General features: G+C 56.8%; 25 protein-coding genes and 3 tRNA genes. 11 read left to right on the top strand and 17 right to left on the bottom strand.

The features are described 5' to 3' along the window. Positions 1–217: 217 nt before the first annotated feature. Positions 218–1,117, bottom strand: a complete 900-nt coding sequence (locus tag U9O48_RS03330; RefSeq protein ID WP_285150414.1) for a LysR family transcriptional regulator — start codon at positions 1,115–1,117, stop codon at positions 218–220. Positions 1,118–1,223: 106 nt separating this feature from the next. Here U9O48_RS03330 and U9O48_RS03325 point away from each other — a divergent pair, with 106 nt between their 5' ends. Continuing rightward, a complete protein-coding gene (locus U9O48_RS03325; RefSeq protein WP_285157682.1) occupies positions 1,224–2,225 on the top strand; it encodes a zinc-binding alcohol dehydrogenase family protein in 1,002 nt (333 codons plus the stop codon). A gap of 61 nt (positions 2,226–2,286) precedes the next feature. Here the strand turns inward: U9O48_RS03325 and nadR are convergent, their stop codons facing one another. The 3 genes from nadR to serB are packed head-to-tail and all read right to left on the bottom strand — an operon-like array spanning position 2,287 to position 5,919. Next, positions 2,287–3,519: a multifunctional transcriptional regulator/nicotinamide-nucleotide adenylyltransferase/ribosylnicotinamide kinase NadR gene (gene nadR / locus U9O48_RS03320; RefSeq protein WP_282493472.1), complete on the bottom strand. Its 1,233-nt coding sequence runs from the start codon at positions 3,517–3,519 to the stop codon at positions 2,287–2,289. 35 nt (positions 3,520–3,554) lie between these two features. Further along, positions 3,555–4,937, bottom strand: coding sequence for a DNA repair protein RadA (radA, locus tag U9O48_RS03315; RefSeq protein ID WP_282493471.1), 1,383 nt, complete (start codon positions 4,935–4,937; stop codon positions 3,555–3,557). 13 nt (positions 4,938–4,950) lie between these two features. Then, a complete protein-coding gene (gene serB, locus U9O48_RS03310) occupies positions 4,951–5,919 on the bottom strand; it encodes a phosphoserine phosphatase (RefSeq protein ID WP_324723509.1) in 969 nt (322 codons plus the stop codon). 117 nt (positions 5,920–6,036) lie between these two features. Here serB and U9O48_RS03305 point away from each other — a divergent pair, with 117 nt between their 5' ends. Together U9O48_RS03305 and lplA are read left to right on the top strand one after the other, a co-directional pair. Next, entirely contained in the window at positions 6,037–6,681 is a 645-nt protein-coding gene (locus U9O48_RS03305) for a YtjB family periplasmic protein (protein WP_282493469.1), read from the top strand. Positions 6,682–6,720: 39 nt separating this feature from the next. After that, a complete protein-coding gene (gene lplA, locus U9O48_RS03300) occupies positions 6,721–7,737 on the top strand; it encodes a lipoate--protein ligase LplA (protein WP_324723508.1) in 1,017 nt (338 codons plus the stop codon). A gap of 99 nt (positions 7,738–7,836) precedes the next feature. On the opposite strand, the gene deoD is transcribed toward lplA, so the two are convergent. From deoD to deoC, 4 genes are all read right to left on the bottom strand, one after another. After that, positions 7,837–8,559, bottom strand: coding sequence for a purine-nucleoside phosphorylase (deoD, locus tag U9O48_RS03295; RefSeq protein WP_095280675.1), 723 nt, complete (start codon positions 8,557–8,559; stop codon positions 7,837–7,839). 103 nt (positions 8,560–8,662) lie between these two features. Next, positions 8,663–9,886 (bottom strand): phosphopentomutase, encoded by a 1,224-nt coding sequence (gene deoB / locus U9O48_RS03290; protein WP_282493467.1) that lies wholly within the window; start codon positions 9,884–9,886, stop codon positions 8,663–8,665. Between the two features lie 60 nt (positions 9,887–9,946). Beyond that, positions 9,947–11,269, bottom strand: a complete 1,323-nt coding sequence (deoA, locus tag U9O48_RS03285) for a thymidine phosphorylase (RefSeq protein WP_324723507.1) — start codon at positions 11,267–11,269, stop codon at positions 9,947–9,949. Between the two features lie 134 nt (positions 11,270–11,403). Then, positions 11,404–12,183, bottom strand: a complete 780-nt coding sequence (deoC, locus tag U9O48_RS03280) for a deoxyribose-phosphate aldolase (protein WP_285153718.1) — start codon at positions 12,181–12,183, stop codon at positions 11,404–11,406. Between the two features lie 261 nt (positions 12,184–12,444). On the opposite strand from deoC, the gene U9O48_RS03275 reads away from it, so the two are divergent. Together U9O48_RS03275 and U9O48_RS03270 are read left to right on the top strand one after the other, a co-directional pair. After that, positions 12,445–13,992 carry a YjjI family glycine radical enzyme gene (locus tag U9O48_RS03275; RefSeq protein ID WP_324723506.1) on the top strand — a complete coding sequence of 516 codons (1,548 nt, stop codon included), beginning with the start codon at positions 12,445–12,447 and terminating at the stop codon, positions 13,990–13,992. Then, the gene (locus U9O48_RS03270; protein WP_282493463.1) at positions 13,967–14,827 is read left to right on the top strand and encodes a YjjW family glycine radical enzyme activase; all 861 of its coding nucleotides are present in this window, start codon (positions 13,967–13,969) and stop codon (positions 14,825–14,827) included. Before U9O48_RS03275 ends, U9O48_RS03270 begins: the two co-directional genes overlap by 26 nt. On the opposite strand, the gene U9O48_RS03265 is transcribed toward U9O48_RS03270, so the two are convergent. The 8 genes from U9O48_RS03265 to U9O48_RS03230 form a co-directional block, all read right to left on the bottom strand. Continuing rightward, a complete protein-coding gene (locus U9O48_RS03265; RefSeq protein WP_324723505.1) occupies positions 14,822–15,604 on the bottom strand; it encodes a TatD family hydrolase in 783 nt (260 codons plus the stop codon). The genes U9O48_RS03270 and U9O48_RS03265 overlap by 6 nt on opposite strands. Continuing rightward, entirely contained in the window at positions 15,601–16,653 is a 1,053-nt protein-coding gene (locus U9O48_RS03260) for a patatin-like phospholipase family protein (protein ID WP_285153714.1), read from the bottom strand. The genes U9O48_RS03265 and U9O48_RS03260 overlap by 4 nt, the downstream gene beginning before the upstream one ends. 143 nt (positions 16,654–16,796) lie before the next feature. Further along, positions 16,797–16,958 (bottom strand): DUF1328 domain-containing protein, encoded by a 162-nt coding sequence (locus U9O48_RS03255; RefSeq protein ID WP_002887716.1) that lies wholly within the window; start codon positions 16,956–16,958, stop codon positions 16,797–16,799. 83 nt (positions 16,959–17,041) lie between these two features. Continuing rightward, positions 17,042–17,647 (bottom strand): molecular chaperone OsmY, encoded by a 606-nt coding sequence (gene osmY / locus U9O48_RS03250; protein ID WP_282493460.1) that lies wholly within the window; start codon positions 17,645–17,647, stop codon positions 17,042–17,044. 304 nt (positions 17,648–17,951) lie between these two features. Continuing rightward, positions 17,952–19,541 carry a peptide chain release factor 3 gene (gene prfC, locus U9O48_RS03245; RefSeq protein WP_282493459.1) on the bottom strand — a complete coding sequence of 530 codons (1,590 nt, stop codon included), beginning with the start codon at positions 19,539–19,541 and terminating at the stop codon, positions 17,952–17,954. Positions 19,542–19,632: 91 nt separating this feature from the next. Further along, on the bottom strand, positions 19,633–20,310 hold the full coding sequence (gene yjjG / locus U9O48_RS03240; RefSeq protein ID WP_282493458.1) for a pyrimidine 5'-nucleotidase: 678 nt from the start codon (positions 20,308–20,310) through the stop codon (positions 19,633–19,635). A 17-nt stretch (positions 20,311–20,327) separates the two neighbouring features. Next, positions 20,328–20,771 carry a ribosomal protein S18-alanine N-acetyltransferase gene (gene rimI, locus U9O48_RS03235; protein ID WP_324723504.1) on the bottom strand — a complete coding sequence of 148 codons (444 nt, stop codon included), beginning with the start codon at positions 20,769–20,771 and terminating at the stop codon, positions 20,328–20,330. Further along, on the bottom strand, positions 20,740–21,153 hold the full coding sequence (locus U9O48_RS03230; RefSeq protein WP_324723503.1) for a DNA polymerase III subunit psi: 414 nt from the start codon (positions 21,151–21,153) through the stop codon (positions 20,740–20,742). The genes rimI and U9O48_RS03230 overlap by 32 nt, the downstream gene beginning before the upstream one ends. A gap of 102 nt (positions 21,154–21,255) precedes the next feature. Here U9O48_RS03230 and rsmC point away from each other — a divergent pair, with 102 nt between their 5' ends. The 4 genes from rsmC to U9O48_RS03210 all read left to right on the top strand — a co-directional run bounded on the left by rsmC (position 21,256) and on the right by U9O48_RS03210 (position 22,763). Beyond that, positions 21,256–22,284: a 16S rRNA (guanine(1207)-N(2))-methyltransferase RsmC gene (gene rsmC / locus U9O48_RS03225; protein WP_285150403.1), complete on the top strand. Its 1,029-nt coding sequence runs from the start codon at positions 21,256–21,258 to the stop codon at positions 22,282–22,284. Between the two features lie 156 nt (positions 22,285–22,440). Beyond that, positions 22,441–22,527 (top strand) — tRNA-Leu (locus U9O48_RS03220). Between the two features lie 29 nt (positions 22,528–22,556). Continuing rightward, positions 22,557–22,643: transfer RNA gene (locus U9O48_RS03215), tRNA-Leu, on the top strand. A 33-nt stretch (positions 22,644–22,676) separates the two neighbouring features. Continuing rightward, a tRNA-Leu gene (locus tag U9O48_RS03210) sits at positions 22,677–22,763 on the top strand. A gap of 41 nt (positions 22,764–22,804) precedes the next feature. Here U9O48_RS03210 and U9O48_RS03205 read toward each other — a convergent pair. Further along, complete coding sequence (locus tag U9O48_RS03205) at positions 22,805–23,074, bottom strand: DUF1435 domain-containing protein (protein ID WP_100780767.1); 270 nt, start codon at positions 23,072–23,074, stop codon at positions 22,805–22,807. Positions 23,075–23,290: 216 nt separating this feature from the next. On the opposite strand from U9O48_RS03205, the gene U9O48_RS03200 reads away from it, so the two are divergent. Together U9O48_RS03200 and fhuF are read left to right on the top strand one after the other, a co-directional pair. Next, positions 23,291–24,355 carry a sensor domain-containing diguanylate cyclase gene (locus U9O48_RS03200; RefSeq protein ID WP_282493454.1) on the top strand — a complete coding sequence of 355 codons (1,065 nt, stop codon included), beginning with the start codon at positions 23,291–23,293 and terminating at the stop codon, positions 24,353–24,355. Positions 24,356–24,453: 98 nt separating this feature from the next. Further along, on the top strand, positions 24,454–25,242 hold the full coding sequence (gene fhuF, locus U9O48_RS03195; protein WP_282493453.1) for a siderophore-iron reductase FhuF: 789 nt from the start codon (positions 24,454–24,456) through the stop codon (positions 25,240–25,242). Positions 25,243–25,299: the final 57 nt, after the last annotated feature.

The following is a 25,299-nucleotide window of genomic DNA, read 5'->3' as shown; positions in this document are numbered from 1 at the left end:
CTTGAGGCGACAGGGAAACAGGTTACCGGGGCATAATCTCTCCCACGGGCTCAGTGGCACCAGGGCCGGGTGATGCTCACCGGTAACCTCCCGATGATCAGTCGGGGATCTTCTCCGCAGAAGCGGAGAAGATCAAGACATAAGGGCCGGGGTGAGGGCATCAGGCCGCACGACCGGTTTTTTGTAGGCCGGGTAAGGCGTAGCCGCCACCCGGCAATCACCCCCCCACGTAAAACCGCTTCACCTCATCAAACTGCATCGCAAACTGGATGTAGCTCATCAGCGCAGGCGAATTCAGCTTCCTGCTCGGATAGACCAGCCACAGTTCGTTTCCTTCCACGCTCCACTCCGGCAGCACCTGCACCAGCGCCCCCTTCTCGATTTTATCTTCCAGCAAAAACGCGGGCAGCAGCGTGATCCCCGCCCCGGCGATGGCACTTTCGCGGGCATACACCAGGTTATCCGTGACGTGCGCATTGTCAGGCAGATGACGATAATCCTCGCCGTGCTGCCGCAGCAGCCACTCCGGCCAGGCTTTGTGGGTGATACAGCGGTGATCCACCAGCTGGCGCGGATGGTCCAGCGGGGCAAAACGCGCCAGATAGTCGGGCGAGGCCAGCATGTAGCGCGGGCAATTGCCAATCATACGGCCAATCAGGGACGAATCCTGCGGTTTACCGGTGCGCAGCGCCACGTCGTAGCCCGACTCCACCAGATCCTGCACATCATCCGAAATACAAACATCGAGTGAGACATCGGGATAACGACGCTGGAACTCCGCGTTCAGATGCGCCAGCAGCGTGGCACCAATTCCCGCCGGGGAAGTGACGCGCAGCCGTCCGCCGGGGTTATCGCGCAGACGCTGAATGGCATATTCCGCGCGCTCGCTGGCCGCCAGCATCTCGCGGCAGTGCACCAGATAGTGCTCGCCCGCATAGGTTAAATTAAGTTTGCGGGTGGTGCGGTTCAGCAGCCGGATACCAACCTGCTGCTCAAGTTGGCTGACCCGCTGGCTGACGCTCGATTTCGGCAGGCCCGCTTTTTGCGCCGCCGCGGTAAAGCTGCCCATCTCCGCCACCAGCGCAAACAGGGCCATATCCTGAAGCTGTTTAAACATCACTGTTCATCTCACACGAACACTTTGTTATTGATTGTCCATCTTATCACGCAAGTGGCGACTTAATAGACTAGCCTCAACACACGCATTCCATAAGGAGTTCACCATGTCCGTTAAAGCCATTGCCGTTAATCCCGACCAGCCATCCACATTTATTGAGATCACCCAGCCAATGCCGCAGCCCGGCGAGCACGACCTCCTGGTCGAAGTGAAAGCCGTCTCCGTGAACCCGGTCGATACCAAAGTCCATGCCAGCCTGAGTAAAAACGGCCTGCAGTCCCCGCGCATTCTGGGCTGGGACGCCAGCGGGATTGTGAAAGCGGTCGGCGCGAGTGTCACGCAGTTCAAAGCCGGTGACGAAGTGTGGTACGCCGGGGACATCACCCGTCCGGGCAGCAACGCCACGCATCAGCTGATTGACGCACGCATCGTCGGCCACAAACCGCAGAGCCTCGACTGGGCCGCCGCCGCCGCACTGCCATTGACCGCGCTGACGGCATGGGAAGGACTGTTTGAACGCCTGAATATTCAGGACGCCGGATCGGACAAAACGCTGCTGATCATCGGCGGTGCGGGCGGCGTCGGATCGCTGGCGATCCCCTTCGCCAAACACAACAGTAAGATCAAGGTGATCGCCACCGCCTCGCGCGAAGACTCAGCCCAATGGTGCCGGGATCGAGGCGCGGATTTAGTGGTGAATTATCGTGACCTGAAGGGTGAGCTGGCGAAGCACGACATAAAATTCGTGGATTATATTTTCATCCTCAACGACACCGACGGGCACTGGGACGCGGTCAGCGACCTGATCGCGCCGCAGGGGCATATCTGTACCATCGTGGAGAACGATCGTCCGCTGGATCAGAGCAAGCTGAAGTCGAAATCTGCCGCGCTGCACTGGGAATTTATGTATACGCGCAGCATGTACCAGACCGCAGATATGGCGCGCCAGGGTGAGATTCTGAATGAGGTGGCGAAGCTGGTGGATACCGGCGTGGTGGAAAGCTCGCTGAGCGACACCCTGCACGGCTTAAGCGTGGAGAGCATCACCGAGGCACACCGGAAAGTACTGGACGGGCATATGCGCGGGAAGGTGGTGGTGGAATTCTGAGGTCATTGTCCCCTCACCCTAACCCTCTCCCAAAGGGAGAGGGGACCGATCGGAGCGGTCTTTACTCCCGCTCCCCCATCAACTCCTTCACCAGCTCGACGCAGCGCAGAAACCGGCCATCGTAGTCCGACTCCTCGACGTGAACGAACTCGACGTTATTCTCGCGCAGCATATCCACCAGCATGGTCTGGAACTCTTTGCGGTCGACGGAACTGCCGAGGCTGCGCATTCCGTCGGCGACCCACGGGGTGTTGTTTTCCAGCAGGATCACCAGGTCGAACCGGTACTCGTCAATCAGCGCCTGCACGAACGGGTGCTCGCGCCCTTCGTACTTTTTACAGAACGCCTGGGTGGTGACAAAATCCGTATCGACAAATGCCACTTTGTTGGCGTATTTCACCGCGAAATCAATGTACTGAGCGTGGCCCAGCGCGATTTTGTCGTAGTCGGAATACTGGAGCGCCATCTCGTCACCGCCGAGGTGCGAGAAGACGTAATCCCGCCCATACTCCCACGCGCTGCTGGTGTTGAAGATGTTCGCCAGCTTGTTGACCAGCGTCGATTTACCGCTTGATTCGCCGCCCAGAATCGCCACCGTGCGCACAAAGAAGGGCTTCACTTCTGTCGGGATGTATTCCCAGTAGCGGAACGGGTTTTCGCGGATCTGCCCGCCGCTGATGTTCATGAAGGTGCGCTTAGGGTCGATCAGCACCGTTTCGGTGCCCAGATGCTCGCGGAACTGCGGCGCATCGGACTCTTCAGAGGTGTAGATCCAGTTCGGGGCGATCCCCTTCTCTTCCATAAAGGCTTTAATGCCGTTACTCCACACATCCCAGCCGTGCGGATATGGCTCCATGCCCTCTTCGTTAAAGGCATGAATGCGAATATTTTTTTGGTATTTAAAGGTCTGGAGCAGCCAGCGCAAACGGTCCGAGACGGTCGGCTGCTGGGACATGGCGCTGTCCTCGAACAGGGCACGGTCACGCGTGTCGTCGTAGCCCATGATGATGTGCAGCTCATCCACCTGACTACAGGCACGCTGGATCAGATAGATATGGCCGGTGTGCAGCGGGTAGAACTTGCCAAACACCACGCCGATGTTCTTTTGCATGCGCGGGAATTCGAGGCCCAGAAAGCGGTGCAAAGCTTCCAGCTTTTGCGCGCTCGGGCTTTTGATTTTGGCATTCAGAAGCTGGCTTAAATAGCCCTTGGTCATTCCGCTGGCTTCCGCCACCTGCTGCAACGTGCAGCCCTTCTGGCGGATCGCGGTTTTCAGGTAGTCAAATGTTGACATAAATTACGGTGCCTCCTGCAAAATCGAATAGGTAATTATATGTCGTCAAAAACATTTAACGCATCGGAGAGTTTTTTGACGGGGAAAATTTTCATCCCTTCCGGCACTTTTTTCGGCACGTTGGCAGCAGGCACAATCGCGCGACGGAAACCGTGTTTCGCCGCTTCGGAGATACGCTCCTGTCCGCTCGGGACCGGGCGAATTTCCCCTGCCAGCCCCACTTCGCCAAAGACCACCAGATCCTGAGGCAACGGTCGGTTGCGCAGGCTGGAGACCATCGCCAGCAGCAGCGCCAGGTCAGCACTGGTTTCGGTCACTTTCACGCCGCCGACCACGTTGACGAACACGTCCTGATCCGCCATCTGTAGCCCACCGTGGCGGTGCAGTACCGCCAGCAGAATCGCTAAGCGGTTTTGCTCAAGGCCGACCGCGACGCGACGCGGGTTACCCATCATCGACTGATCCACCAGCGCCTGAATCTCAACCAGCAGCGGGCGCGTCCCTTCCCAGAGCACCATCACCGAACTGCCCGGCGTCTCTTCTTCGCCACGGCTGAGGAAAATCGCCGACGGATTGCTAACTTCACGCAGCCCCTGTTCGGTCATGGCGAAAACGCCCAGTTCATTCACCGCACCAAAACGGTTTTTGTGGCTGCGCAGGGTGCGAAAGCGAGAATCAGCGTCGCCGTCGAGCATCACCGAGCAGTCGATGCAGTGCTCCAGCACTTTCGGACCGGCCAGCGAGCCGTCTTTGGTGACGTGGCCGACCATCACGATCGCCACGCCGCGCGTTTTGGCGAAGCGCGTCAGATAAGCCGCCGTCTCGCGCACCTGGGCCACGCTGCCCGGCGAGGACTGAATGTCCGCCATGTGCATCACCTGGATGGAGTCGATGACCATCAGCTTCGGCTGCTCTTCATCGGCGATCATGCAGATCTGTTCGATGCTGGTTTCCGACAGCATGTTGAGATTGCCGGTCGGCAGACCGAGACGGTGCGCGCGCATCGCCACCTGTTGCAGCGACTCTTCCCCGGTGACATACAGGGTTTTCATCTGCTCAGAGAGCTTGCACAGGGTTTGCAGCAGCAGCGTCGATTTACCGGCACCGGGGTTACCGCCGATCAGGATTGCGCTGCCCGGCACCACGCCGCCGCCCAGGACGCGGTCAAACTCTTTAAAACCGGTGGAGAAGCGCGGCACTTCATCGAGGCTGATCTCAGAAAGTTTTTGCACTTTCGAGACGCCGGCGTTGCCCGCATAGCCCGTCAGACGCTCGTTGCGGGCCACGGTTGGCGAAGCGGCCACGCGCACTTCGGTGATGGTGTTCCAGGCATGACAGGCGCTGCACTGCCCCTGCCAGCGCGGATAATCCGCACCACATTCATTACAGACAAATGCGCGTTTTGGAGCTTTCGCCACGGTTTACCTCTGATTATTTCTGATTCACGCTGCCGGACAGGATGCAGAACACGCCCATCAGATCAGCATGACGAATGGTGACTTCCGTCTTTTCGTTTACTTTTGGCTTGGCATGATAGGCGATGCCCAGACCCGCCACTTTGATCATCGGCAGATCGTTCGCGCCGTCGCCGATGGCAACGGTCTGCGCGACAGGGATTTCGAATTTTTCCGCCAGGCGCGTGAGGGTGTTGGCTTTGTACTGCGCATCCACGATATCGCCGATCACTTCCCCGGTCAGTTTACCGTCGCGGATCTCCAGCTCGTTGGCCACCACCGTGGTCAAACGCAGTTTGTCGCGCAGGTAGTCCGCAAAGAAGGTGAACCCGCCGGAGGCAATCGCCACTTTCCAGCCGAGCGTTTCAAGCTTCAGCACCAGCTGAGTGAGGCCTGGCATTAACGGCAGTTCGTCGCGCACCTGGCGCAGAATGTTGGCATCGGCCCCTTTCAGGGTGGCGACGCGCTGTTTCAGGCTGGCGGAAAAATCGAGTTCGCCGCGCATCGCGCGCTCGGTCACTTCCGCCACCATCTCGCCGCTGCCGGCCAGTTTGGCGATTTCGTCGATGCACTCAATCTGGATGGCAGTCGAATCCATATCCATCACCAGCAGCCCTGGCGTTTTCAGATGCGGGATTTTCCCCAGCGGAGCCACATCCAGCCCGGCTTCATGTGCCAGACGGGTGGCGCGCTGCGTCAGCGAACCGGCCAGACGCAGCACCTGATAATCTTCCACGCACCAGGCCGCCACGATCACCATCGCCGCGCCGAGCTTGGTTTGGTATTGCGTCAGGCGCTGCTTATCCAGGCCACGGCCATACAGCAGCCAGCCGCTACGCCCCGCATGGTAGTCCAGAGGCATGACCTCGTCGCCACTTAATGAGAGCGGCAATCCTGGCCATAAAGAGACGTCATCGGTCAGGTCGCACCAGGTAATGTTCGGCATTGAAGCTCCTGTAAATTGGTTCGCGCCGGAAGGTTCCAGGGGGAAAATAACGCATGAGGCTACCCTGTAACCATCACTTCTGGCAACATTAAGCCGTAAATTTTCAGCAGGTGGAATATGGCTCGCGCAAAACTGAAATTCCGGCTACATCGTGCAGTGATTGTCCTGTCCTGCCTCGCGCTTCTGGTGGCGCTGATGCAAGGGGCATCCTGGTTTAGCCAGAATCATCAACGACAACGTAATCCACAGCTCGAAGAGCTGGCGCGTACCCTCGCCCGCCAGGTGACCCTGAGCGTCGCACCGGCGATGCGCACCGAGACGCCGGACGATAAACGCATTGCGCAAATCCTGCGTCAGATTACGGAAAACAGCCGCATTCTGGACGCGGGCGTGTACGACGAAGAGGGCGATCTCATTGCCCGCGCCGGTGAGCACGTTGACGTCCGCGACCGGCTGGCGCTGGACGGCAAAAAGGCCGGCGGCTATTTCAATCAGCAAATCGTCGAGCCGATTCAGGGCAAAAATGGCCCGCTCGGCTATCTGCGTCTGACCCTCGACACCCACACCCTGCCGACCGAAGCCAAACAGGTGGATAACACCACCAACATTCTGCGTCTGATGTTACTCCTTTCGCTGGCGATTGGCGTGGTGTTAACGCGCACGCTGTTGCAGGGCAAACGCACGCGCTGGCAGCAGTCGCCATTCCTGCTGACGGCCAGCAAATCGGTGCCGGAAGAGGAAGAGAGCGAGAAGAAAGAATAGTGGTAAAATGGGCGTACGATTCGGAAAAGGAAATCTGCCATGACGACGCTCCGCCTGCTTATCTCTGACTCTTACGATCCCTGGTTCAACCTCGCGGTGGAAGAGTGCATCTTCCGCCAGATGCCTGCCACCCAGCGCGTGCTGTTCCTCTGGCGCAATGCCGATACGGTGGTCATTGGCCGCGCACAGAACCCGTGGAAAGAGTGCAATACGCGACGCATGGAAGAGGACAACGTCCGCCTGGCCCGTCGCAGCAGCGGCGGCGGCGCGGTGTTCCACGACCTCGGGAATACCTGCTTTACCTTTATGGCCGGTAAACCGGAGTACGATAAAACCATCTCCACGGCGATTGTGCTGAACGCCCTGAATGTCCTCGGCGTGACGGCGGAAGCCTCCGGGCGCAACGACCTGGTAGTAAAAACGCCCGAAGGCGACCGGAAAGTCTCCGGCTCGGCCTATCGCGAAACCAAAGATCGCGGTTTCCACCACGGCACTCTGCTGCTCAACGCCGATTTAAGCCGTCTGGCAAACTATCTCAATCCCGATAAGAAAAAGCTGCAGGCCAAGGGGATTACCTCGGTGCGCGGCCGCGTGGCGAATCTGGTTGAGCTGTTGCCCGGCGTGACCCACGAACAGATCTGCGCGGCGATCCAGGAGGCGTTCTTTGACCATTACGGCGAGCGCGTCGAGGCGGAAGTGATCTCCCCGGACCACACCCCGGACCTGCCGAATTTTGCCGAGACCTTTGCGCGTCAGAGCAGTTGGGAGTGGAACTTCGGTCAGGCTCCGGCGTTCTCGCATCTGCTGGATGAGCGTTTTACCTGGGGCGGCGTGGAGCTACATTTCGACGTCGAGCGCGGCATCATTACGCGCACGCAGGTGTTTACCGATAGTCTGAACCCGGCCCCGCTGGAAGCGCTGGCAGCCCGATTGCAGGGATGTTTGTATCGTGCGGAGTGTTTGCAGCAGGCGTGTGATGCGCTGATAGCAGAATTCCCGGAGCAGGAAAAAGAGTTGCGGGAGTTGTCAGAGTGGGTGGCGAAAGCGGTGAGATGAGTGCGGTCTGGTGCCCTCACCCCGGCCCTCTCCCACAGGGAGAGGGAGAAAAGAATGTAGGCCGGGTAAGGCGAAGCCGCCACCCGGCACAAAACAAACTTACTCTTTATCGCCCAGCAGAACAGATTCCAGCGCGATTTTGATCATGTCGTTGAAGGTGGTCTGACGCTCAGCGGCAGTGGTCTGCTCGTGAGTACGGATGTGGTCAGACACGGTGCAGATGGTCAGCGCTTTCGCACCAAACTCAGCCGCGACGCCGTAGATGCCAGCCGCTTCCATTTCCACGCCCAGGATGCCGTATTTTTCCATCACGTCGAACATTTCGCCGCCGTCCGGGGAATAGAACAGGTCAGCAGAGAAGATGTTACCGACGCGCGCGTCAACGCCCAGCGCTTTGGCTGCGTCTACCGCGTTACGTACCATGCCGAAGTCAGCGATCGCTGCGAAGTCATGATCCTTGAAACGCATACGGTTTACTTTGGAATCGGTGCAGGCACCCATACCGATGACCACGTCACGCAGTTTCACGTCCATACGCACGGCACCGCAAGAGCCCACGCGGATGATTTTCTTCACGCCGAAATCGGTGATCAGCTCTTTGGTGTAGATGGAGCAGGACGGGATACCCATACCGTGGCCCATTACGGAGATTTTGCGGCCTTTGTAAGTCCCGGTGAAGCCCAGCATGCCGCGCACGTTGTTCACTTCACGCACGTCTTCGAGGAAGGTTTCAGCAATGTGCTTCGCGCGCAGCGGGTCGCCAGGCATTAATACTACGTCCGCGAAATCGCCCATTTCTGCATTAATGTGTGGGGTAGCCATCTTCAGATCCTTTTAAAAGTGTTGTTTTGTCGGGTGGCGGCTGCGCCTGACCCGGCCTACAAAATCGTAGGCCCGGCAAGCGTAGCGCCGCCGGGCATGCGCATCACAGCATGTTTTTGCCGTAGTCCATTGGCGAAGTACCGAAGTAGCTCGCAATGGTCTGGCCGATGTCCGCGAAGGTTTCGCGGTGGCCGAGCGATCCTGGTTTCACTTTCGGGCCGTACACCAGCACAGGGATGTGCTCACGGGTGTGGTCGGTACCGGTCCAGGTTGGGTCGCAGCCGTGGTCAGCGGTCAGGATGATGATGTCATCTTCCCCGACCAGCTCCAGCAGCTCCGGCAGACGGCGGTCGAACAGTTCCAGACCGGCAGCATAACCGGCGACGTCGCGACGGTGGCCCCAGGAGGAGTCGAAGTCCACGAAGTTGGTGAAGACGATAGTCTTGTCGCCCGCTTCTTTCATCTCTTTGATGGTCGCGTCGAACAGCGCGTCCAGGCCGGTGGCTTTCACTTTTTTGGTGATGCCGCAGTTGGCGTAGATATCCGCGATTTTACCGACGGAAACCACTTCGCCCGCTTTCTCATCAACCAGTTTCTGCAGCACGGTCGGGGCTGGCGGTTCAACGGCCAGATCGTGACGGTTGCCGGTACGCTGGAAGTTGCCCGGCTTGTCGCCGATAAACGGACGTGCGATGACGCGGCCAATGTTGTAGCCGCCTTCGGTCAGCTCTTCGCGCGCGATTTCGCACAGCTCGTACAGACGGTCCAGACCGAACGTCTCTTCGTGGCAGGCAATCTGGAACACGGAGTCAGCAGAGGTATAGAAAATCGGCTTGCCGGTTTTCATGTGCTCTTCGCCGAGCTGATCCAGAATCACGGTACCGGAAGAGTGGCAGTTACCGAGGTAACCCGGCAGATTGCCGCGCTCAACCAGCTTATCCAGCAGTTTCTGCGGGAAGCTGTTTTCGTGATCGGAGAAGTAGCCCCAGTCGAACAGAACCGGCACACCGGCGATTTCCCAGTGACCTGACGGGGTGTCTTTACCGGAAGAGAGCTCGTGCGCCCAGCCGTATGCGCCGATCACTTCTGCGTTGCCGTCCATGCCGGCAGCGACTTTACCTGTCGAGCCTTCATGCGCTTTCACCAGACCCAGACGGGTCAGGTTTGGCAGGGTCAGTGGGCCCTGGCGGCCATTGTTCGCTTCGCCTTTCGCACAAGCTTCTGCGATATGGCCCATGGTGTCGGAACCGACATCACCAAAGCGGTCTGCATCTTCTGTAGCGCCGATGCCGAATGAGTCCAGCACCATAATAAATGCACGTTTCATATGTTCTCCGTACTTATGTGCTTCAAAAATTCATAAAAAACCGATCAGATCAGTATACCGCTATTCGGTGATACGACGATAGACGGTTGGTGTGGTTTCGGGAGCTGCGTCGTCAAGTTTAATGGCCGCTTTCACCGCTTTCGCCGCTTCCTGCCAGCTGGCTTCGTCTTTGGCGTGGATCACCGCCAGCGGACGCTGTCCGTCGACGCTGTCGCCAAGACGCGCCATATCGGTAAAGCCGACGCTGTAATCAATAGTGTCCGATGCCTGACGACGTCCGCCGCCCATCGAGACGACGGCCATACCCAGCGCGCGAGTGTCCATCGCGGAAACAAACCCTTCCGCATCGGCGTACACCGCTTTGCTCAGCGTCGCGGTTGGCAGGTATTTCGCGTAGTTTTCGACGAAATCGGTTGGGCCTTTTTGCGCCGCAACCATGCGGCCAAAGATCTCCGCCGCTTTACCGTTATCCAGCACCGCCTGCAGTTTCGCGCGCGCGTCGGCGTCGTCTTTGGCAAGCTTGCCGGAGATCAGCATCTCCACGCACAGGGCCATGGTGACGTCGAGCAGACGTGGGTTGCGGTATTCGCCGGTCAGGAACTGCACGGCTTCGCGCACTTCGACGGCGTTACCGGCGCTGGAGGCCAGGACCTGGTTCATATCGGTCAGCAGCGCGGTGGTGCGCACGCCTGCGCCGTTGGAGACGCCAACGATCGCTTCGGCCAGTGCCGCAGAGAGTTCATAGGTCGGCATAAACGCGCCGCTACCCACTTTCACGTCCATCACCAGCGCATCCAGACCTTCTGCCAGTTTTTTGGCGAGGATCGAGGCGGTGATCAGCGGAATGGAATCGACGGTCGCAGTAATGTCGCGGGTGGCGTAAAAGCGTTTATCCGCCGGAGCAAGAGAGCTGGTCTGGCCGATAATCGCCACACCAACATCTTTAATAATGTCGCGGAAGCGCTGGTCATCCGGGAAGATATCGAAGCCCGGAATGGCTTCCAGTTTGTCGAGCGTACCGCCCGTATGGCCCAGACCACGGCCAGAGATCATCGGGATGTAACCGCCGCAGGCCGCCACCATTGGGCCGAGCATCAGGGAAGTGACATCGCCTACGCCGCCGGTGGAGTGTTTGTCCACAATCGGGCCGTTAAGGTTAAGGCTTTTCCAGTCCAGGACGGTCCCTGAATCCCGCATCGCCATGGTCAGCGATACACGTTCCGGCATCGACATATCGTGGAAGAAAATGGTCATCGCCAGGGCGGCAATCTGCCCTTCAGAGATGGTGTTGTCGCGAATACCGTTGATAAAGAAGCGGATTTCTTCGTCGCTTAATGCATGACCATCACGTTTTTTACGAATAATTTCTTGTGCGAGAAACACGGTAACCCCCAGGGGAAAGAGTAGAAGGCCGTTGTAGGCCGGGTGAGCAACGCGCCACCCGGCTGTCGTATTGATGCCGGATAGCGGCTGCGCCTTATCCGGCCTACGCCGCTACAGATCCGGCAATAAAAGACTTAGTAGCTGCTTGCGCTCTTGCCGTCGCCGTGACCCAGCGCTTTCAGCAGGCTTGCCAGCAGGCTGGATGCGCCGAAGCGGTAGTGACGGGAATCCGCCCAGTCGGCGCCAAACAGTTCGTCAGCGATCGCCAGGAACTGCTGCGCGTCCTCGGCAGTACGCACGCCGCCCGCCGGTTTGAAACCAACGGTTTTGGAAACGCCCATATCGCGGATCACTTCCATCATGATGCGCGCGCTTTCTGGCGTCGCATTGACCGGCACTTTACCGGTAGAGGTTTTGATGAAATCCGCACCGGCTTTGATAGAGATCTCAGACGCTTTACGAATCAGGGCTTCTTCTTTCAGCTCGCCGGTTTCGATGATCACTTTCAGCAGCACGTTTGCCGCTGCACAGGCATCTTTACAGGCTTTCACCAGGTCAAAACCGACCTGCTCGTTACCGGCGATGAGCGCGCGGTACGGGAAGACCACGTCCACTTCATCTGCACCGTAGGCAATCGCTGCGCGGGTTTCTGCCAGCGCGATGTCGATGTCGTCGTTACCGTGCGGGAAGTTGGTCACCGTCGCGATACGCACGTCAGGGGTACCCTGGGCGTTCAGCGTTTTACGGGCAATCGGGATGAAACGCGGATAGATACAGATAGCAGCGGTATTGCCTACCGGCGTTTTCGCCTGATGGCACAATGCGATCACTTTTTCATTGGTGTCGTCATCGTTCAGGGTGGTCAGGTCCATCAGTTTCAACGCGCGCAGGCTGCTTGCGGTTAAATCGGTCATAACATTCTCCAACGGCTTCGCCGTATAAATTTTCACCGTGCGGGTCTGTGAGTATTCTAACATTCACCCGCATTCACACTTCGACATTCATCACAGTTAATGAAAACTGCGTACAAATTTGCATTACTGTAATGAGATCAACTTCAAACTTTACTCTTCAAACTGCTGGCTAAAACAGCAATCACCCACGTCGGATCAAATGCCTTCGCACGATGAGTTTCTACAATCCGCCCATCATCCGCAGAATAAAAGGAAGCGAACATGTCCACCTCCGGCCTCGATGCCATGCAACAACGTTGCCAGCAAATTGTGACAAGCCCGGTACTGACGCCTGAGCAGAAACGCCATTTCCTGGCGCTGGAAGCGGAAAACAATCTGCCCTACCCCACGCTTTCAGCCGTGGCGCGCGCCGCACTGGACGAGGGCTTTATCTGCGACATGTTTGAAGGCCATGCGCCTTACAAACCGCGCTACGTTCTGCCGGACTACGCCAAATTCCTGGCGAACGGCTCAGAGTGGTTAGAGCTGGAAGGGGCGAAAGATCTCGATGACGCCCTGTCGCTACTGACTATCCTCTACCACCATGTTCCATCCGTCACATCGATGCCGGTGTTTCTCGGCCATCTCGACGCACTGCTGCAACCTTATGTTATAATTCTAACACAAGACGAAATCGATAGCCGAATAAAACGTTTCTGGCGTTACCTCGATCGCACCCTGCCCGACGCCTTTATGCACGCCAACATCGGCCCTGCCGATACCCCCGTCACGCGCGCTATTTTACGCGCAGATGCAGAGCTGAAGCAGGTTGCACCGAATCTCACTTTCATCTACGACCCGGAAATCACGCCGGACGATTTGCTGTTGAGCGTCGCGAAAAATATTTGCGAGTGCAGTAAACCGCATATTTCTAATGGTCCGGTGAATGATAAAATTTTCACAAAAGGTCGTTATGGCGTGGTGAGTTGTTACAACTCCCTGCCGCTGGCGGGCGGTGGCAGCACCCTGGTTCGCCTCAATCTCAAGGCCATCGCCGAGAGCAGCGAATCGGTGGAGGATTTCTTTACCCGCACGCTACCGCACTACTGCCAACAGCAGATCGCCATCATTGATGCGCGCTGTGATTTCCTTTATCAGGAATCCGGTTTCTTTGAGAATAGCTTCCTGGTGAAAGAGGGGCTGATTGAAGCGGATCGTTTTGTGCCGATGTTTGGCATGTACGGCCTGGCCGAAGCGGTGAACACCCTGTGCGAGAAAGCCGGGCTGGACGGGCGCTATGGCAAGGACGATCGGGCCAATGCGCTGGGGTATCGCATCAGCGAACAGCTGGCAGCGTTTGTCGAAAACACGCCGGTCAAACACGGCTGGAAACAGCGCGCGATGCTGCATGCCCAGTCCGGGATCAGCTCGGATTCCGGCACCACGCCGGGAGCGCGTCTGCCGTACGGCGACGAGCCAGACCCGATCAGCCATCTGCTGGCCGTCGCGCCGCATCACAAACATTATCATTCGGGTATCAGCGATATCCTGACCCTGGACGAAACCATCAAGCGTAACCCGCAGGCGGTGGTTCAGCTCTGTCTCGGGGCGTTTAACGCCGGGATGCGCGAGTTCACCGCCAACGTCGCCGGGAACGATCTGGTGCGCGTCACCGGGTATATGGTGCGTCTGTCGGATCTTGAGAAATACCGCGCCGAGGGCTCTCGCACCAACACCACGTGGCTCGGGGAAGAGGCCGCACGCAATACCCGTATCCTTGAACGTCAGCCGCGCGTGATCAGCCATGAACAGCAGATGCGCTTTAGTTAGTCAGGTTATCCCCTTCTCCTGCGTGGACGGGCCGGGCAGCCGCCTGGCGCTGTTCCTGCAGGGGTGTAATCTGCGCTGCAAAACCTGCCACAACCCGTGGACCATCGGGCGCTGCAATGACTGCGGCGACTGCGTGGTCCACTGTCCGAACGATGCCCTGACCCTTCAGGCCGGGCGGGTGTGGTGGCAGGAGAGCGACTGTCAAAAGTGCGATACCTGCCTGCACGTCTGCCCGCAGCAGTCCACGCCGATGGCGCACCGCTTTAGCGTGGAGGAGATCCTCGGGCAGATCCGCAAGGTCGCGCCGTTTATCGAAGGGATCACCGTCAGCGGTGGGGAAGCCACCACTCAGCTGCCGTTTCTGGTGGCGCTGTTCAGTGCCGTCAAGGCGGATGAAAAGCTCAAGCATCTCACCTGTCTGGTGGACAGTAACGGTCTGCTGAGTGAAACCGGCTGGCAAAAACTGCTGCCGGTGTTGGATGGCGCGATGCTGGATCTGAAAGCGTGGAATAACGAACATCACCGGTTCCTGACCGGGCGCGAAAACCCGCAGATCAAACACAGCATTCGCTGGCTGGCGCACCATCGGCGCCTGACGGAGCTGCGACTACTGGTGATCCCCGATCGTTGCGATTATTTCGAACATCTGGGGCCGTTGAGCGCCTTTATTCACGCTCTGGGGGATGTACCGGTACGCATCAACGCCTTTCACGCCCACGGGGTTTATGGCGAAGCGGCCAGCTGGCGCAGCGCAACGGTGGAGGATGTCGAACCACTGGCCCTCGCGCTGGAAAAACGCCGGATCACCGTGATTCGCCCGGCGCTCTATCTATAGGGTGATGCCAAACAGATCGTCGGTGTTTTGCAGCAGCGCATCGGCGATCGCTTCGGCGGGTTCCTCTCGCAATTCACACAATGTCGTAAAGACGCGCGCCGCCTGCTCCGGGCGGTTGGGCTGGCCCTGAAAACCGTTCAGCGGCATGTCCGGCGCGTCGGTTTCCAGCAGCAGGGATGAAAGGGGTAATTGCGCCATCACGTCGCGTGTTTTGCTGGCGCGCGGATAGGTAATCGTCCCGCCGACGCCAATTTTGTAGCCCAGTTCAATGAAACGCTGCGCCTGCTGCAGGCTGCCGGAAAAACCGTGCACCACGCCCGTTCGCGGCAGATCGGCGCGTTTGAGATGCATCGCCAGTTTGTCGTGGGTGCGCCTCGAGTGGAGGATCACCGGCAGATCGTGGCGTTTCGCCAGTTTAAGCTGCGCGTCCAGCAGCGCCTGCTGGCGATCGAAATGCGGATCCTCGCGATAAAGATCGAGCCCGATCTCGCCTATCGCCACCAGCTTTTCTCCGGCAGTGCGAATGCGATTTTCAAGCTGATCCAGATGCGCATCCTGATGCTTTTCAATCACAATCGGATGCAGGCCCAGCGCGGCGTAGAGCGCGGAATGCGTTCGGGCCAGATCGAGCACCCGGTTGAAATTCGCCGCTTCGATGGCGGGCACGATAATCGCCTGCACACCTGCCCTGGCCGCCTGCTGAATACTTTGCGCTTCATGGCCGGTAAACGGCGGGAAATCGAAATGGCAGTGGGTGTCGACAAAGCGGAAAGTCACGCCAGATCCTCATTGTCAAAGGTCGTGTCATTGGCCTGCGGGGCATTCACCAGCGGCATTGTCAGGGCGTCGTTGGCCACAATCGCCGGTGGAGTGATGATGCGCTTATGCCGGTGGATCGGCGGGCGCTCGGCCAGCAGTTTGCCGACGGTCGCGAGGAAATAGCGCGCGCACAAACGCCCGGTTTTGTAGTCATCGCGTAGCGCAGGTATACGGCTGCCCAGCGCCATGCTGTTAAGGGGTTTCGGCGGGTAGATCTCAAAGATTTTCAGCTTGCCCGGCGGCTTTTCGATAAAGCGCTGCATCGCGCTGTAGCTGCTTTCATGCAAATTGGCGATGTTCACCAACGGCTGCAAACTGCTGTCCCCCAGCCATTTTTCCATCCGCTTAAACCACTGCGGGGTGTAGTACATCTGCGACGGCACGGTGCGGATCACCACGATGGTTTGTGCTCCGCGCCGCGCGGCTTCCTGAACCGGTACCGCATCGCTGATCCCGCCGTCCAGGTAGTTGATCCCATCGAGCGCCGCGGCGGTGCGGTAGAAACCGGGGATCGCGCTGGAGGCGCGCAGAATATCCAGCCAGTTCTCTTTTTGCGGCGAGAAGTAGCCCGGCGTGTAGTCATCGCCCCGGCTGGCGCACATCCAGAACTCTTTGCCCGTATCGAACAGGCGAGACGCGGTGTCCATCGCCAGCGGCATCTGGCTGGCGGTGGAGTCTAACAGCCAGTCGAGATCGATAAGATTTCCGCCGCGCACAAAGCGCAGAGGATTGAAGAAATCGCGTGAGGTGGTGTAGCGCATAATGACTTTGCGTGCATAGCCGGGCTGATTACAGACGTAGGCGGAGAGGTTTTGCGCCCCGGCGGAGGTGCCGAAAAACAGATCGAAAGGGTTAAACTGCGCGCGCATGAACTCATCCAGCACCCCTGCGGTGAAGATGCCGCGCTGCCCACCGCCTTCGCACACCAGTGCGAGTCGTCCGACGCGAAAAGGTTTTAACGCCAACGGCGCAATATTGCCGAGCGTAACGGGAATTCTCTGGCCCACTGCTGCACCTGTTTTTCGTTTTTATATGATTACACAGTAGCGCAAACTTGCCCCATGACTCAAACCAGAAAAAGCCAGTCGCGAGGACTGGCTTTGAGTGTGGTGTTGTCGGCGTTGCTTTCCGACAGGCTGATTACGCTTAGCTAGGGACGACGGCGTCCGGTAAACAGGCTGACCAGGAACAGGATGATACCGACGACGAAGACAATTTTCGCCGCACCGGCCGCTGTACCCGCCAGACCACCAAAGCCCAGAGCGGCGGCAATTAACGCGATAACCAGAAATATAATGCCCCAACGAAACATAAAACTCTCCTTAACCATAGTTAATGTCAGCCGCTATATGTGAGCGCTCAGGTGCTCACAAGCGTTTTGTCCAAAAGTCGTTCTTATTTCGCTTTCAGATCGTTTTTGACGCTTTTAACGCCATCGACGGCTTTAGCGATAGTTTCAGCGCGTTCAACCTGCGCCTGGGAATCAACCGTACCGGACAGCTGAACCACACCATCAGTGGTTTCCACCTTCACTTTACGTGACGGCACAATGTCATCAGCTAATAGTTTAGCTTTGATTTCACTGGTGGTTGCTGTGTCACCCGCATAACCTTTCACGGACGCGTCTTTGGCATCACGCACATGCAGTTTGTCACTGACGGAAGCGACGCCTTCAACGCCTTTCGCTACGGTGACGGCCTGCTCTGCCTGCGCCTGGCTCTCAACGAAGCCGCTCAGGGTGACCACTTTCTTATCAGTTTTTACGGAAATGTCGGTGCTCTTGATGTTTTCATCATCCACCAGAGCCGCTTTCACTTTTGCTGTGATAGAGCTGTCATCCATGAAATTACCGACTTTATTCATAGAGCTATCGATTTTTTGCCCTGCGCTATCCGCGGTGGATTGCACGCTGTTTTCAGCAAGTGCAGAACCACTGACCAGAAGGCCACTCAGCGTAACGGCTAACAGAGTTTTAGAAATCTTCAGGCTTGTCATATTCATCGATGTATTCCTGTAGTTTGCTCGGAAGTTGAGCGTCAAACATCCCTTCATACTAGTTTTTAATTTTGCGAATAAACACAGGGTCGGGATGAGAGACTCATGAACACGCATTGAACAGAACTATCATCCGCGCCCGGTGTTAAACACTGAGTTAAATATAGATCACATTGACAAAGCCGCTTTCAGAATCGGGGAAAAAACGAGCAATTACGCTGAAAACGCGTTGAATTAAGAACATTCCGCAAGGGATTAATAAAGCAGGAGTTTAAGAAGAGCACGGCAGACGCCGTGCTCTGAGAGGGGATTAGTGCTCGCGAGTTTTACGGAACTGCACGTCAGGATAACGTTCCTGCGTCAGGTTCAGGTTGACCATGGTTGGGGCGATGTAGGTCAGGTTATCGCCGCCATCCAGCGCCAGCTGGATTTCATTCTTACGTTTGAACTCTTCGAATTTCTTCACGTCAGAACACTCGACCCAGCGCGCGGTAGCCACGTTGACGGATTCGTAAATCGCTTCAACGTTGTATTCGCTTTTCAGACGCGCAACCACCACGTCAAACTGCAGCACACCCACCGCGCCGACGATCAGATCGTTGTTGGCGATTGGGCGGAAGACCTGCACCGCGCCCTCTTCGGAGAGCTGGACCAGACCTTTCAGCAGCTGTTTCTGCTTGAGCGGATCTTTCAGGCGAATACGACGGAACAGTTCCGGCGCGAAGTTCGGGATACCCGTGAACTTCATCATTTCACCCTGGGTGAAGGTGTCGCCGATCTGGATGGTGCCGTGGTTGTGCAGACCGATGATGTCGCCCGGATACGCTTCTTCCACGTGCGATCGGTCGCCCGCCATGAAGGTCAGCGCGTCAGAAATAACCACGTCTTTCCCGATGCGCACCTGGCGCAGCTTCATGCCCTTCTCATACTTACCGGAAACCACACGCAGGAAGGCCACGCGGTCACGGTGTTTCGGGTCCATGTTGGCCTGAATCTTAAAGACGAAACCGGTGAATTTATCTTCTGCGGCTTCCACCAGACGGGTGTCGGTTTTACGCGGCATCGGCTGCGGCGCCCACTCGACCAGACCGTCGAGCATATGGTCCACACCAAAGTTGCCCAGTGCCGTACCGAAGAACACCGGCGTGATTTCCCCGGCCAGGAACAGCTCTTTGTCGAATTCGTGAGAGGCGCCTTTCACCAGCTCCAGCTCATCGCGCAGCTGGGTGGCCAGCTCTTCGCCGACGGCAACGTCCAGATCCGGGTTGTCCAGACCTTTCACGATGCGCACTTCCTGGATGGTGTGACCTTTACCGGTCTGGTACAGATACACTTCATCTTTATAGAGGTGGTAAACGCCCTTGAACAGCTTACCGCAGCCGATCGGCCAGGTGATTGGCGCACAGGCGATTTTCAGCTCGCGCTCCACTTCGTCCATCACTTCCATTGGATCGCGGATGTCGCGGTCGAGTTTGTTCATGAAGGTCAGGATCGGCGTATCGCGCAGACGGGTGACTTCCATCAGCTTACGGGTCCTGTCTTCAACGCCCTTCGCGGCGTCGATGACCATCAGACAGCAGTCAACCGCCGTCAGGGTACGGTAGGTATCTTCGGAGAAGTCTTCGTGGCCCGGGGTGTCAAGCAGGTTCACCAGGCAGTCGTGATACGGGAACTGCATCACGGAGGTGGTAATGGAGATACCACGCTGCTTTTCCATCTCCATCCAGTCGGATTTCGCGTGCTGGCTGGAGCCACGGCCTTTTACCGTACCGGCGGTCTGAATCGCCTGTCCGAATAACAGCACCTTTTCGGTGATGGTCGTTTTACCGGCATCCGGGTGAGAAATAATGGCAAAAGTACGGCGCTTCGCCACCTCTTGCAGATAAGGAGACAACGTCATAATCAAATCTTCTTATATAAGCGCGGCCAGAGGCCACGCATCATGGAATACGAAATTGCGGCTATTTTACCCATCAATGGGGGGCAGGCAATCATTGTTTACACAGGAGTTGCTCCAGTTCGTTCAATGACGATACGGTCCAGGTCGGTTCGATACCTTCCGGCAGCGCGCGATCGTGCGCGTTCAGCCAGCAGGTCGCCAGACCGGACTTCATCCCGCCCAGAATATCGGACTCGGCGGTGTCTCCGACCATCAGCACGCGCTCGCGAGCGGGATGACCGGCTTTTTCCAGCGCATAGTCAAAAATACGCGGATCGGGTTTAGGCACGCCCACCTGTTCGGAGATCACCAGCGCATCGAAATGATCGCGCAGGCCCGTGCGTTCCAGGCGGATCTGCTGCAGGGCGGTAAAGCCGTTGGTGATGATGCCAAGCTTCACGTTGCCTTTGAGCGCGTTCAGCAGGGAAATCGCCCCTGGCAATGGCGCGCAAATCTCGGCCATCGCGTTGAGAAACGCCTCATTCAGCGCACCGGGAGAGACGTTCAGGCGCTCAGACCAGCCCTGAAAACGCTGATGCTGGAGCTGTAACGCCGAGATGGCACCGTTCTGGTAATCCACCCAAAGCGGCTTATTCACCGCCTGATAGTCCTGAAAATCTTCTGCGGTAAAGGTGACGCTGTAGTCTAAAAACATCCGCTGTAGGCCGCCAAACGAATCGAACGTAAACAGCGTTTCGTCGGCGTCAAAGAAAATCCAGTCCCATTTCATCGTTACAACCTTATTCGTTATCCAAGCGGTAGCGCCATGATGATGGCGTCTTCGCGGCCCTCGGCAGTCGGGTAGTAGTTACGGCGAATTGTCGCCTCGTTAAAACCTAAGCTTTCGTAGAGTGCGATGGCGGCGGTATTGGAGGCGCGAACCTCCAGCCACAGAGTGAAGACGTCACGCTTCTCCAGCTCGCGAATCAAAAATTCCAGCAGTTCTCTGCCTAATCCCCGGCGTTGATACGCGGGATCGACGGCGATGTTAAACAGCGTCGCTTCGTCCAGCACGACCTGGGTAATGGCAAACGCGGCCATTTCACCCTCGACATCCAGACGGAAATTTAAATAGCGCTCACCCTGATTGCTGGCAAATGTTTTTTCGCTCCACGGAAAAGCGTGGGCGCGCGTTTCAATCGCGAACGCTGATGCGAGATCAGTCGTCGTGAGGGAAGAAATCGTGTTCATATTCGCAGATTTGTTGCCATAGCGCGCTTCGCGCCTTTGGGTTTGCTTTCAATTCTTCCAGTGCAGCCGTGCGAAGTTGACCGCCCTCAAGGGGAGTCTCCTCCGTTACGCCCAGCCGCCAGCTGTTGCAGCGGCTCTCCGGCGGCAGCATCGCCACGCGATCGGGCGTCAGCTGTAACACCTGATCTACGCTCACTTTTAAGGTGCGCAGAACGTCGCTGACCAGCGTGTCCGTGAGTGCAGGAAGTTCTTCGGCCACCATGACCAAACGAACGTGTGCCGGAATGGAGATGGCGATTTCGCCCTGCAACGCCGTCGGGCGACGCAGAGACCACTGGGTAATACCCAGCTGCTGTAACTGCCAGTCACGTCGGGATGTCATAGGGAAAACTCCTGTCTGTCAGGCGCGCAAATATAGCAAATTCGTCGTATATCCGCCAACAAACTACTATAATCCCCGGCTGAGTTTATTGAGGAACAATTCATGTCTGCATTTACCCCGGCAAGTGAAGTCTTGCTGCGTCACAGTGATGATTTCGAAGAAAGCCGTATTCTGTTTGCCGGAGATATGCAAGACGATCTGCCTGCCCGTTTCGAATGCGCCGCAAGCCGCGCCCATACCCAGCAATTCCACCACTGGCAGGTTTTGAGCCGTCAGATGGAAGATCGCGCGCGCTTCAGCCTGGTCGCAGATCAGAGCGATATCGCCGATTGCGATACGCTGATCTACTACTGGCCGAAGAACAAACCTGAAGCCCAGTTCCAGCTGATGAACCTGCTGTCAATGATGCCGGTGGGCAGTGATGTTTTCGTCGTTGGTGAAAACCGCAGCGGCGTGCGTAGCGCAGAGCAGATGCTGGCGGAGTACGCGGCGCTGAACAAAATCGACAGCGCGCGACGCTGTGGTTTGTATCACGGTCGTCTGGAAAAACAGCCGGAGTTTGATGCCGAAAAAGCCTGGGGCGAATATCAGCTCGAAGGGTTAACCATCAAGACCTTGCCTGGCGTCTTTAGCCGCGACGGTCTGGATCTGGGCAGCCAGCTGCTGCTCTCCACTTTCACTCCGCACACCAAAGGGAAAGTGCTGGATGTCGGCTGTGGCGCAGGCGTGTTGTCTGCTGTGCTCGCCAGCCACTCACCAAAAGTGCGCCTGACCCTGTGCGACGTGAGCGCGCCAGCCGTGGAAGCGAGCCGTGCAACCCTGGCGGCCAATGAATTCGAAGGCGAAGTCTTTGCCAGCAACGTCTTCTCTGAAGTGACGGGCCGTTTCGATATCATTATCTCCAACCCACCGTTCCACGACGGCATGGAAACCAGCCTCGAAGCGGCACAGACGCTGATCCGTGGCGCAGTTCGCCACCTCAACAGCGGCGGTGAGCTGCGCATCGTGGCCAACGCCTTCCTGCCTTATCCAAAACTGCTGGATGAGATTTTTGGCTTCCACGAAGTGCTGGCCCAGACCGGTCGTTTTAAAGTCTACCGCACGGTGATGACCCGTCAGGCGAAGAAGTAATTTCCCGTCCGCCCGGCTGTGAATCACGGTCCGGGCGATACAAACGCCCATTTTTGCAGCAATCAAAACATCCTGGGCAATTATCTGTTGACGGAAAGCTGAAAACATCTAGAATGCGCCTCCGTGGTTGCGATACTTTTTAAGTATTGATGGTATGCGACGGTGGCGGAATTGGTAGACGCGCTAGCTTCAGGTGTTAGTGTCTTTACGGACGTGGGGGTTCAAGTCCCCCCCCTCGCACCACAAACCATGTTTGATATTGTTCTCACCGGGCGACGGTGGCGGAATTGGTAGACGCGCTAGCTTCAGGTGTTAGTGTCTTAACGGACGTGGGGGTTCAAGTCCCCCCCCTCGCACCAACGAGGCGATATCAAAAAGAATAAGATAACAGTGCGAAGGTGGCGGAATTGGTAGACGCGCTAGCTTCAGGTGTTAGTGTTCTTACGGACGTGGGGGTTCAAGTCCCCCTCTTCGCACCACTTATCTTATCTCCTCCCTGATTTCTCTCTGCTTCTCCCTGTTATTTCAAACTCATCATTATCACCAGCATTCCACTGATTAACGCAACGCATGATGGCAGCAAGACGAAATGCCGCAGCTGTTTGTGCCAAATCATTCCTGATGTGACCAAAAGACCCGAGACAATAATCGCTTTCCAGACGTCCAATGAGAGATCGGCGAATGTCAGCCCGGCGATAACGATCCCCGGCAGCAGCACACCCCATCCACTTCCCAGCGCCTTGCTCAACATGTTTTTCTCTCTCAATGCGATAATGATAACCAATATCATATGATAGGTTTTCTCATTTGTCAGCACTGGCCAACACAATCCAACAACCTTTACCTTTCCCGTAATGACAGGAAATGTGTAAGGTGATAAATTGCACACCTGTTAACTATTTATAATAATTTTCTGATAATTTAGCCCCTGATAATTTCGCAGTTTTTGACTCACATCGGCAGCCATTAGTTTGATTTAATTCAGCATTACTAAAAAAATACCGACATGACAGCACAATCCTGGCGTTCATTACGTCACAAGAAATATCAGTTATCTTTACGTTTATTTTTGTTCCTGAACACCGTGTCAGCGCTTTTCACTGTGCTGAATCCGCTGTACACCGTGCATACGCTCACCCTGCCCGTCGCGCTCATTTTCACGCTCAGCCTGTCGCTGCTTATCTGGCACTGGAAAAACAAAACCCGGCAGATCAATATTCCGCTGATTTCACTCATCTTTGGTGGCATCTGGGCCTGGCATATTGCCTGGAAATTTATGCATATCACGCAGGATCCGTTCACCTTTCTTCTGGTGGCGTTGTTGAGCGTGTTGTTTATTGGCTCGCTGGCATTTGCGAGTGATATCAAAGCCTTTACCATTCATTCTCTGCCGACGTTTCTCGTTTGTCTGTGGTTTAGCCCTCCTGAACACTGGCCGCGCATCGTCTACTCTCTCGCCCTGCCGATGATTGGGATTGCGATCCATCACGTGATTCAAAAACGTAACGACCGCTTTGCCCAGGACCTGCTCTACCGGCTGCTTGAGGAGCGAGAAACGCTGAACGATCTGAGTATGATGGACCCACTGACCGGTCTGTATAACCGCCGCGGCCTGCAGAACCGGCTGGAGAACCTCCCGACGCTGGAACAGGGCGAGCACTTCGTCCTGCTGCTCGATATCGACCATTTCAAAGCCTACAACGATCACTATGGCCATATGATGGGCGACCAGGCGCTGATTCGGGTCTCCGCCGGGATACGCGACGCGGTACGTTCAAGGGATATCGTCGCTCGCTTTGGTGGGGAAGAGTTTATGGTGCTGCTGACCAGCGTCACGCTCGATCAGGCACGCCAGACCGCAGAGCGCATTCGCCAGAAGGTCTACGACCTGAAAATCCCCCATATGTTTAATGAGAGCGTGGCGACAAACGTCACCATCAGCATCGGCATCGCGATTTATGAGTCAGAAGATATCGAAGGGGCGCTCGAAAAAGCCGATAAAGCGCTGTACGAAGCCAAACACATGGGACGCAACAATATCCTCTTTAGCCCTGAGCTGCAGGCAGGATAAGCCCCGCATCTCGCTTTGCCGACAAAAGGCTTGCGATCGGTTTACTCTATAGCTAGGATTGGCAATCATTATCATTTAGATTCCTATCCTGATTCCCTATGGCCACACGTTCCGCGCAAATCGTTGATCCTATCCTCTGGCGAGCCCCGCTCTCAGCCGGGCGTACGACGCTTGCGGATTCCGTACGGGAAACCATCGCCGAACATCGCGCCTACCTGCTGGATTTCATCAAGCTGGATGAAGCGCATCCGCACCAGGCGATGACGCTCGACCAGTGGCGTCGCCCGGCAGAAATGCAGTCCTTATTAGCAGTCTATTCCGACCATATTTATCGTAACCAGCCCAACCTCGCGCGGGAAAACAAACCGCTACTCTCCCTGTGGGCGCAGTGGTACATCGGCCTGATGGTGCCGCCGCTAATGATCGCCCTGTTAACTCAGGATGCCGCGCTGGATCTTTCCCCGGAACATTTCTTTGTCGAATTTCATGAGACCGGCCGTGCCGCCTGTTTCTGGATTGACGTACATGAAGACAGGAATGCCACGGTGCTGTCCGCGCAGGAGCGGATGGAAACGCTGGTGACGCAGGCACTCATTCCGGTGGTGAATGCGCTAGAGGAGACCGGAGAGATTAATGGCAAGCTTATCTGGAGTAATACCGGGTATTTGATTCACTGGTATCTGACAGAGATGAAAGCGGTGCTGGGTGATGAGACCGTCGACGCTCTGCGCCAGTCCTGCTTCTTTGCCAAACAGCTCTCAAATGGTCAGGATAACCCGCTATTCCGCACCGTCGTGCCGCGCGACGGGCTGCTGGTGCGTCGCACCTGCTGTCAGCGCTATCGCCTGCCGGATGTGCAGCAGTGTGGGGATTGTACGCTGAAATAACTGGAGTCCCCTCTCCCTTCGGGTGAGGGCGCAAACACTAAAAACGGCAACTTGCGT

This window comes from Lelliottia sp. JS-SCA-14 (assembly GCF_035593345.1).
In the GTDB taxonomy this organism is placed as follows: domain Bacteria; phylum Pseudomonadota; class Gammaproteobacteria; order Enterobacterales; family Enterobacteriaceae; genus Enterobacter; species Enterobacter wanjuensis.
The sequence above is the reverse complement of the archived record's forward strand: the minus strand, read 5'-3'. Positions and strand labels throughout refer to the sequence as shown.

Bases quoted from the DNA above. Each gene is read 5' to 3' on its own strand.
- U9O48_RS03275 (WP_324723506.1), top strand. From the start codon at position 12,445: ATGTCCACCTCCGGCCTCGATGCCATGCAACAACGTTGCCAGCAAATT.
- prfC (WP_282493459.1), bottom strand. From the start codon at position 19,541: ATGACGTTGTCTCCTTATCTGCAAGAGGTGGCGAAGCGCCGTACTTTT.
- U9O48_RS03255 (WP_002887716.1), bottom strand. From the start codon at position 16,958: ATGTTTCGTTGGGGCATTATATTTCTGGTTATCGCGTTAATTGCCGCC.
- osmY (WP_282493460.1), bottom strand. From the start codon at position 17,647: ATGAATATGACAAGCCTGAAGATTTCTAAAACTCTGTTAGCCGTTACG.
- U9O48_RS03230 (WP_324723503.1), bottom strand. From the start codon at position 21,153: ATGACATCCCGACGTGACTGGCAGTTACAGCAGCTGGGTATTACCCAG.
- U9O48_RS03205 (WP_100780767.1), bottom strand. From the start codon at position 23,074: ATGATATTGGTTATCATTATCGCATTGAGAGAGAAAAACATGTTGAGC.
- deoB (WP_282493467.1), bottom strand. From the start codon at position 9,886: ATGAAACGTGCATTTATTATGGTGCTGGACTCATTCGGCATCGGCGCT.
- U9O48_RS03200 (WP_282493454.1), top strand. From the start codon at position 23,291: ATGACAGCACAATCCTGGCGTTCATTACGTCACAAGAAATATCAGTTA.
- U9O48_RS03305 (WP_282493469.1), top strand. From the start codon at position 6,037: ATGGCTCGCGCAAAACTGAAATTCCGGCTACATCGTGCAGTGATTGTC.
- rsmC (WP_285150403.1), top strand. From the start codon at position 21,256: ATGTCTGCATTTACCCCGGCAAGTGAAGTCTTGCTGCGTCACAGTGAT.
- nadR (WP_282493472.1), bottom strand. From the start codon at position 3,519: ATGTCAACATTTGACTACCTGAAAACCGCGATCCGCCAGAAGGGCTGC.
- deoC (WP_285153718.1), bottom strand. From the start codon at position 12,183: ATGACCGATTTAACCGCAAGCAGCCTGCGCGCGTTGAAACTGATGGAC.
- U9O48_RS03270 (WP_282493463.1), top strand. From the start codon at position 13,967: ATGAACAGCAGATGCGCTTTAGTTAGTCAGGTTATCCCCTTCTCCTGC.
- U9O48_RS03330 (WP_285150414.1), bottom strand. From the start codon at position 1,117: ATGTTTAAACAGCTTCAGGATATGGCCCTGTTTGCGCTGGTGGCGGAG.
- U9O48_RS03325 (WP_285157682.1), top strand. From the start codon at position 1,224: ATGTCCGTTAAAGCCATTGCCGTTAATCCCGACCAGCCATCCACATTT.
- deoD (WP_095280675.1), bottom strand. From the start codon at position 8,559: ATGGCTACCCCACACATTAATGCAGAAATGGGCGATTTCGCGGACGTA.
- serB (WP_324723509.1), bottom strand. From the start codon at position 5,919: ATGCCGAACATTACCTGGTGCGACCTGACCGATGACGTCTCTTTATGG.
- fhuF (WP_282493453.1), top strand. From the start codon at position 24,454: ATGGCCACACGTTCCGCGCAAATCGTTGATCCTATCCTCTGGCGAGCC.
- yjjG (WP_282493458.1), bottom strand. From the start codon at position 20,310: ATGAAATGGGACTGGATTTTCTTTGACGCCGACGAAACGCTGTTTACG.
- rimI (WP_324723504.1), bottom strand. From the start codon at position 20,771: ATGAACACGATTTCTTCCCTCACGACGACTGATCTCGCATCAGCGTTC.
- lplA (WP_324723508.1), top strand. From the start codon at position 6,721: ATGACGACGCTCCGCCTGCTTATCTCTGACTCTTACGATCCCTGGTTC.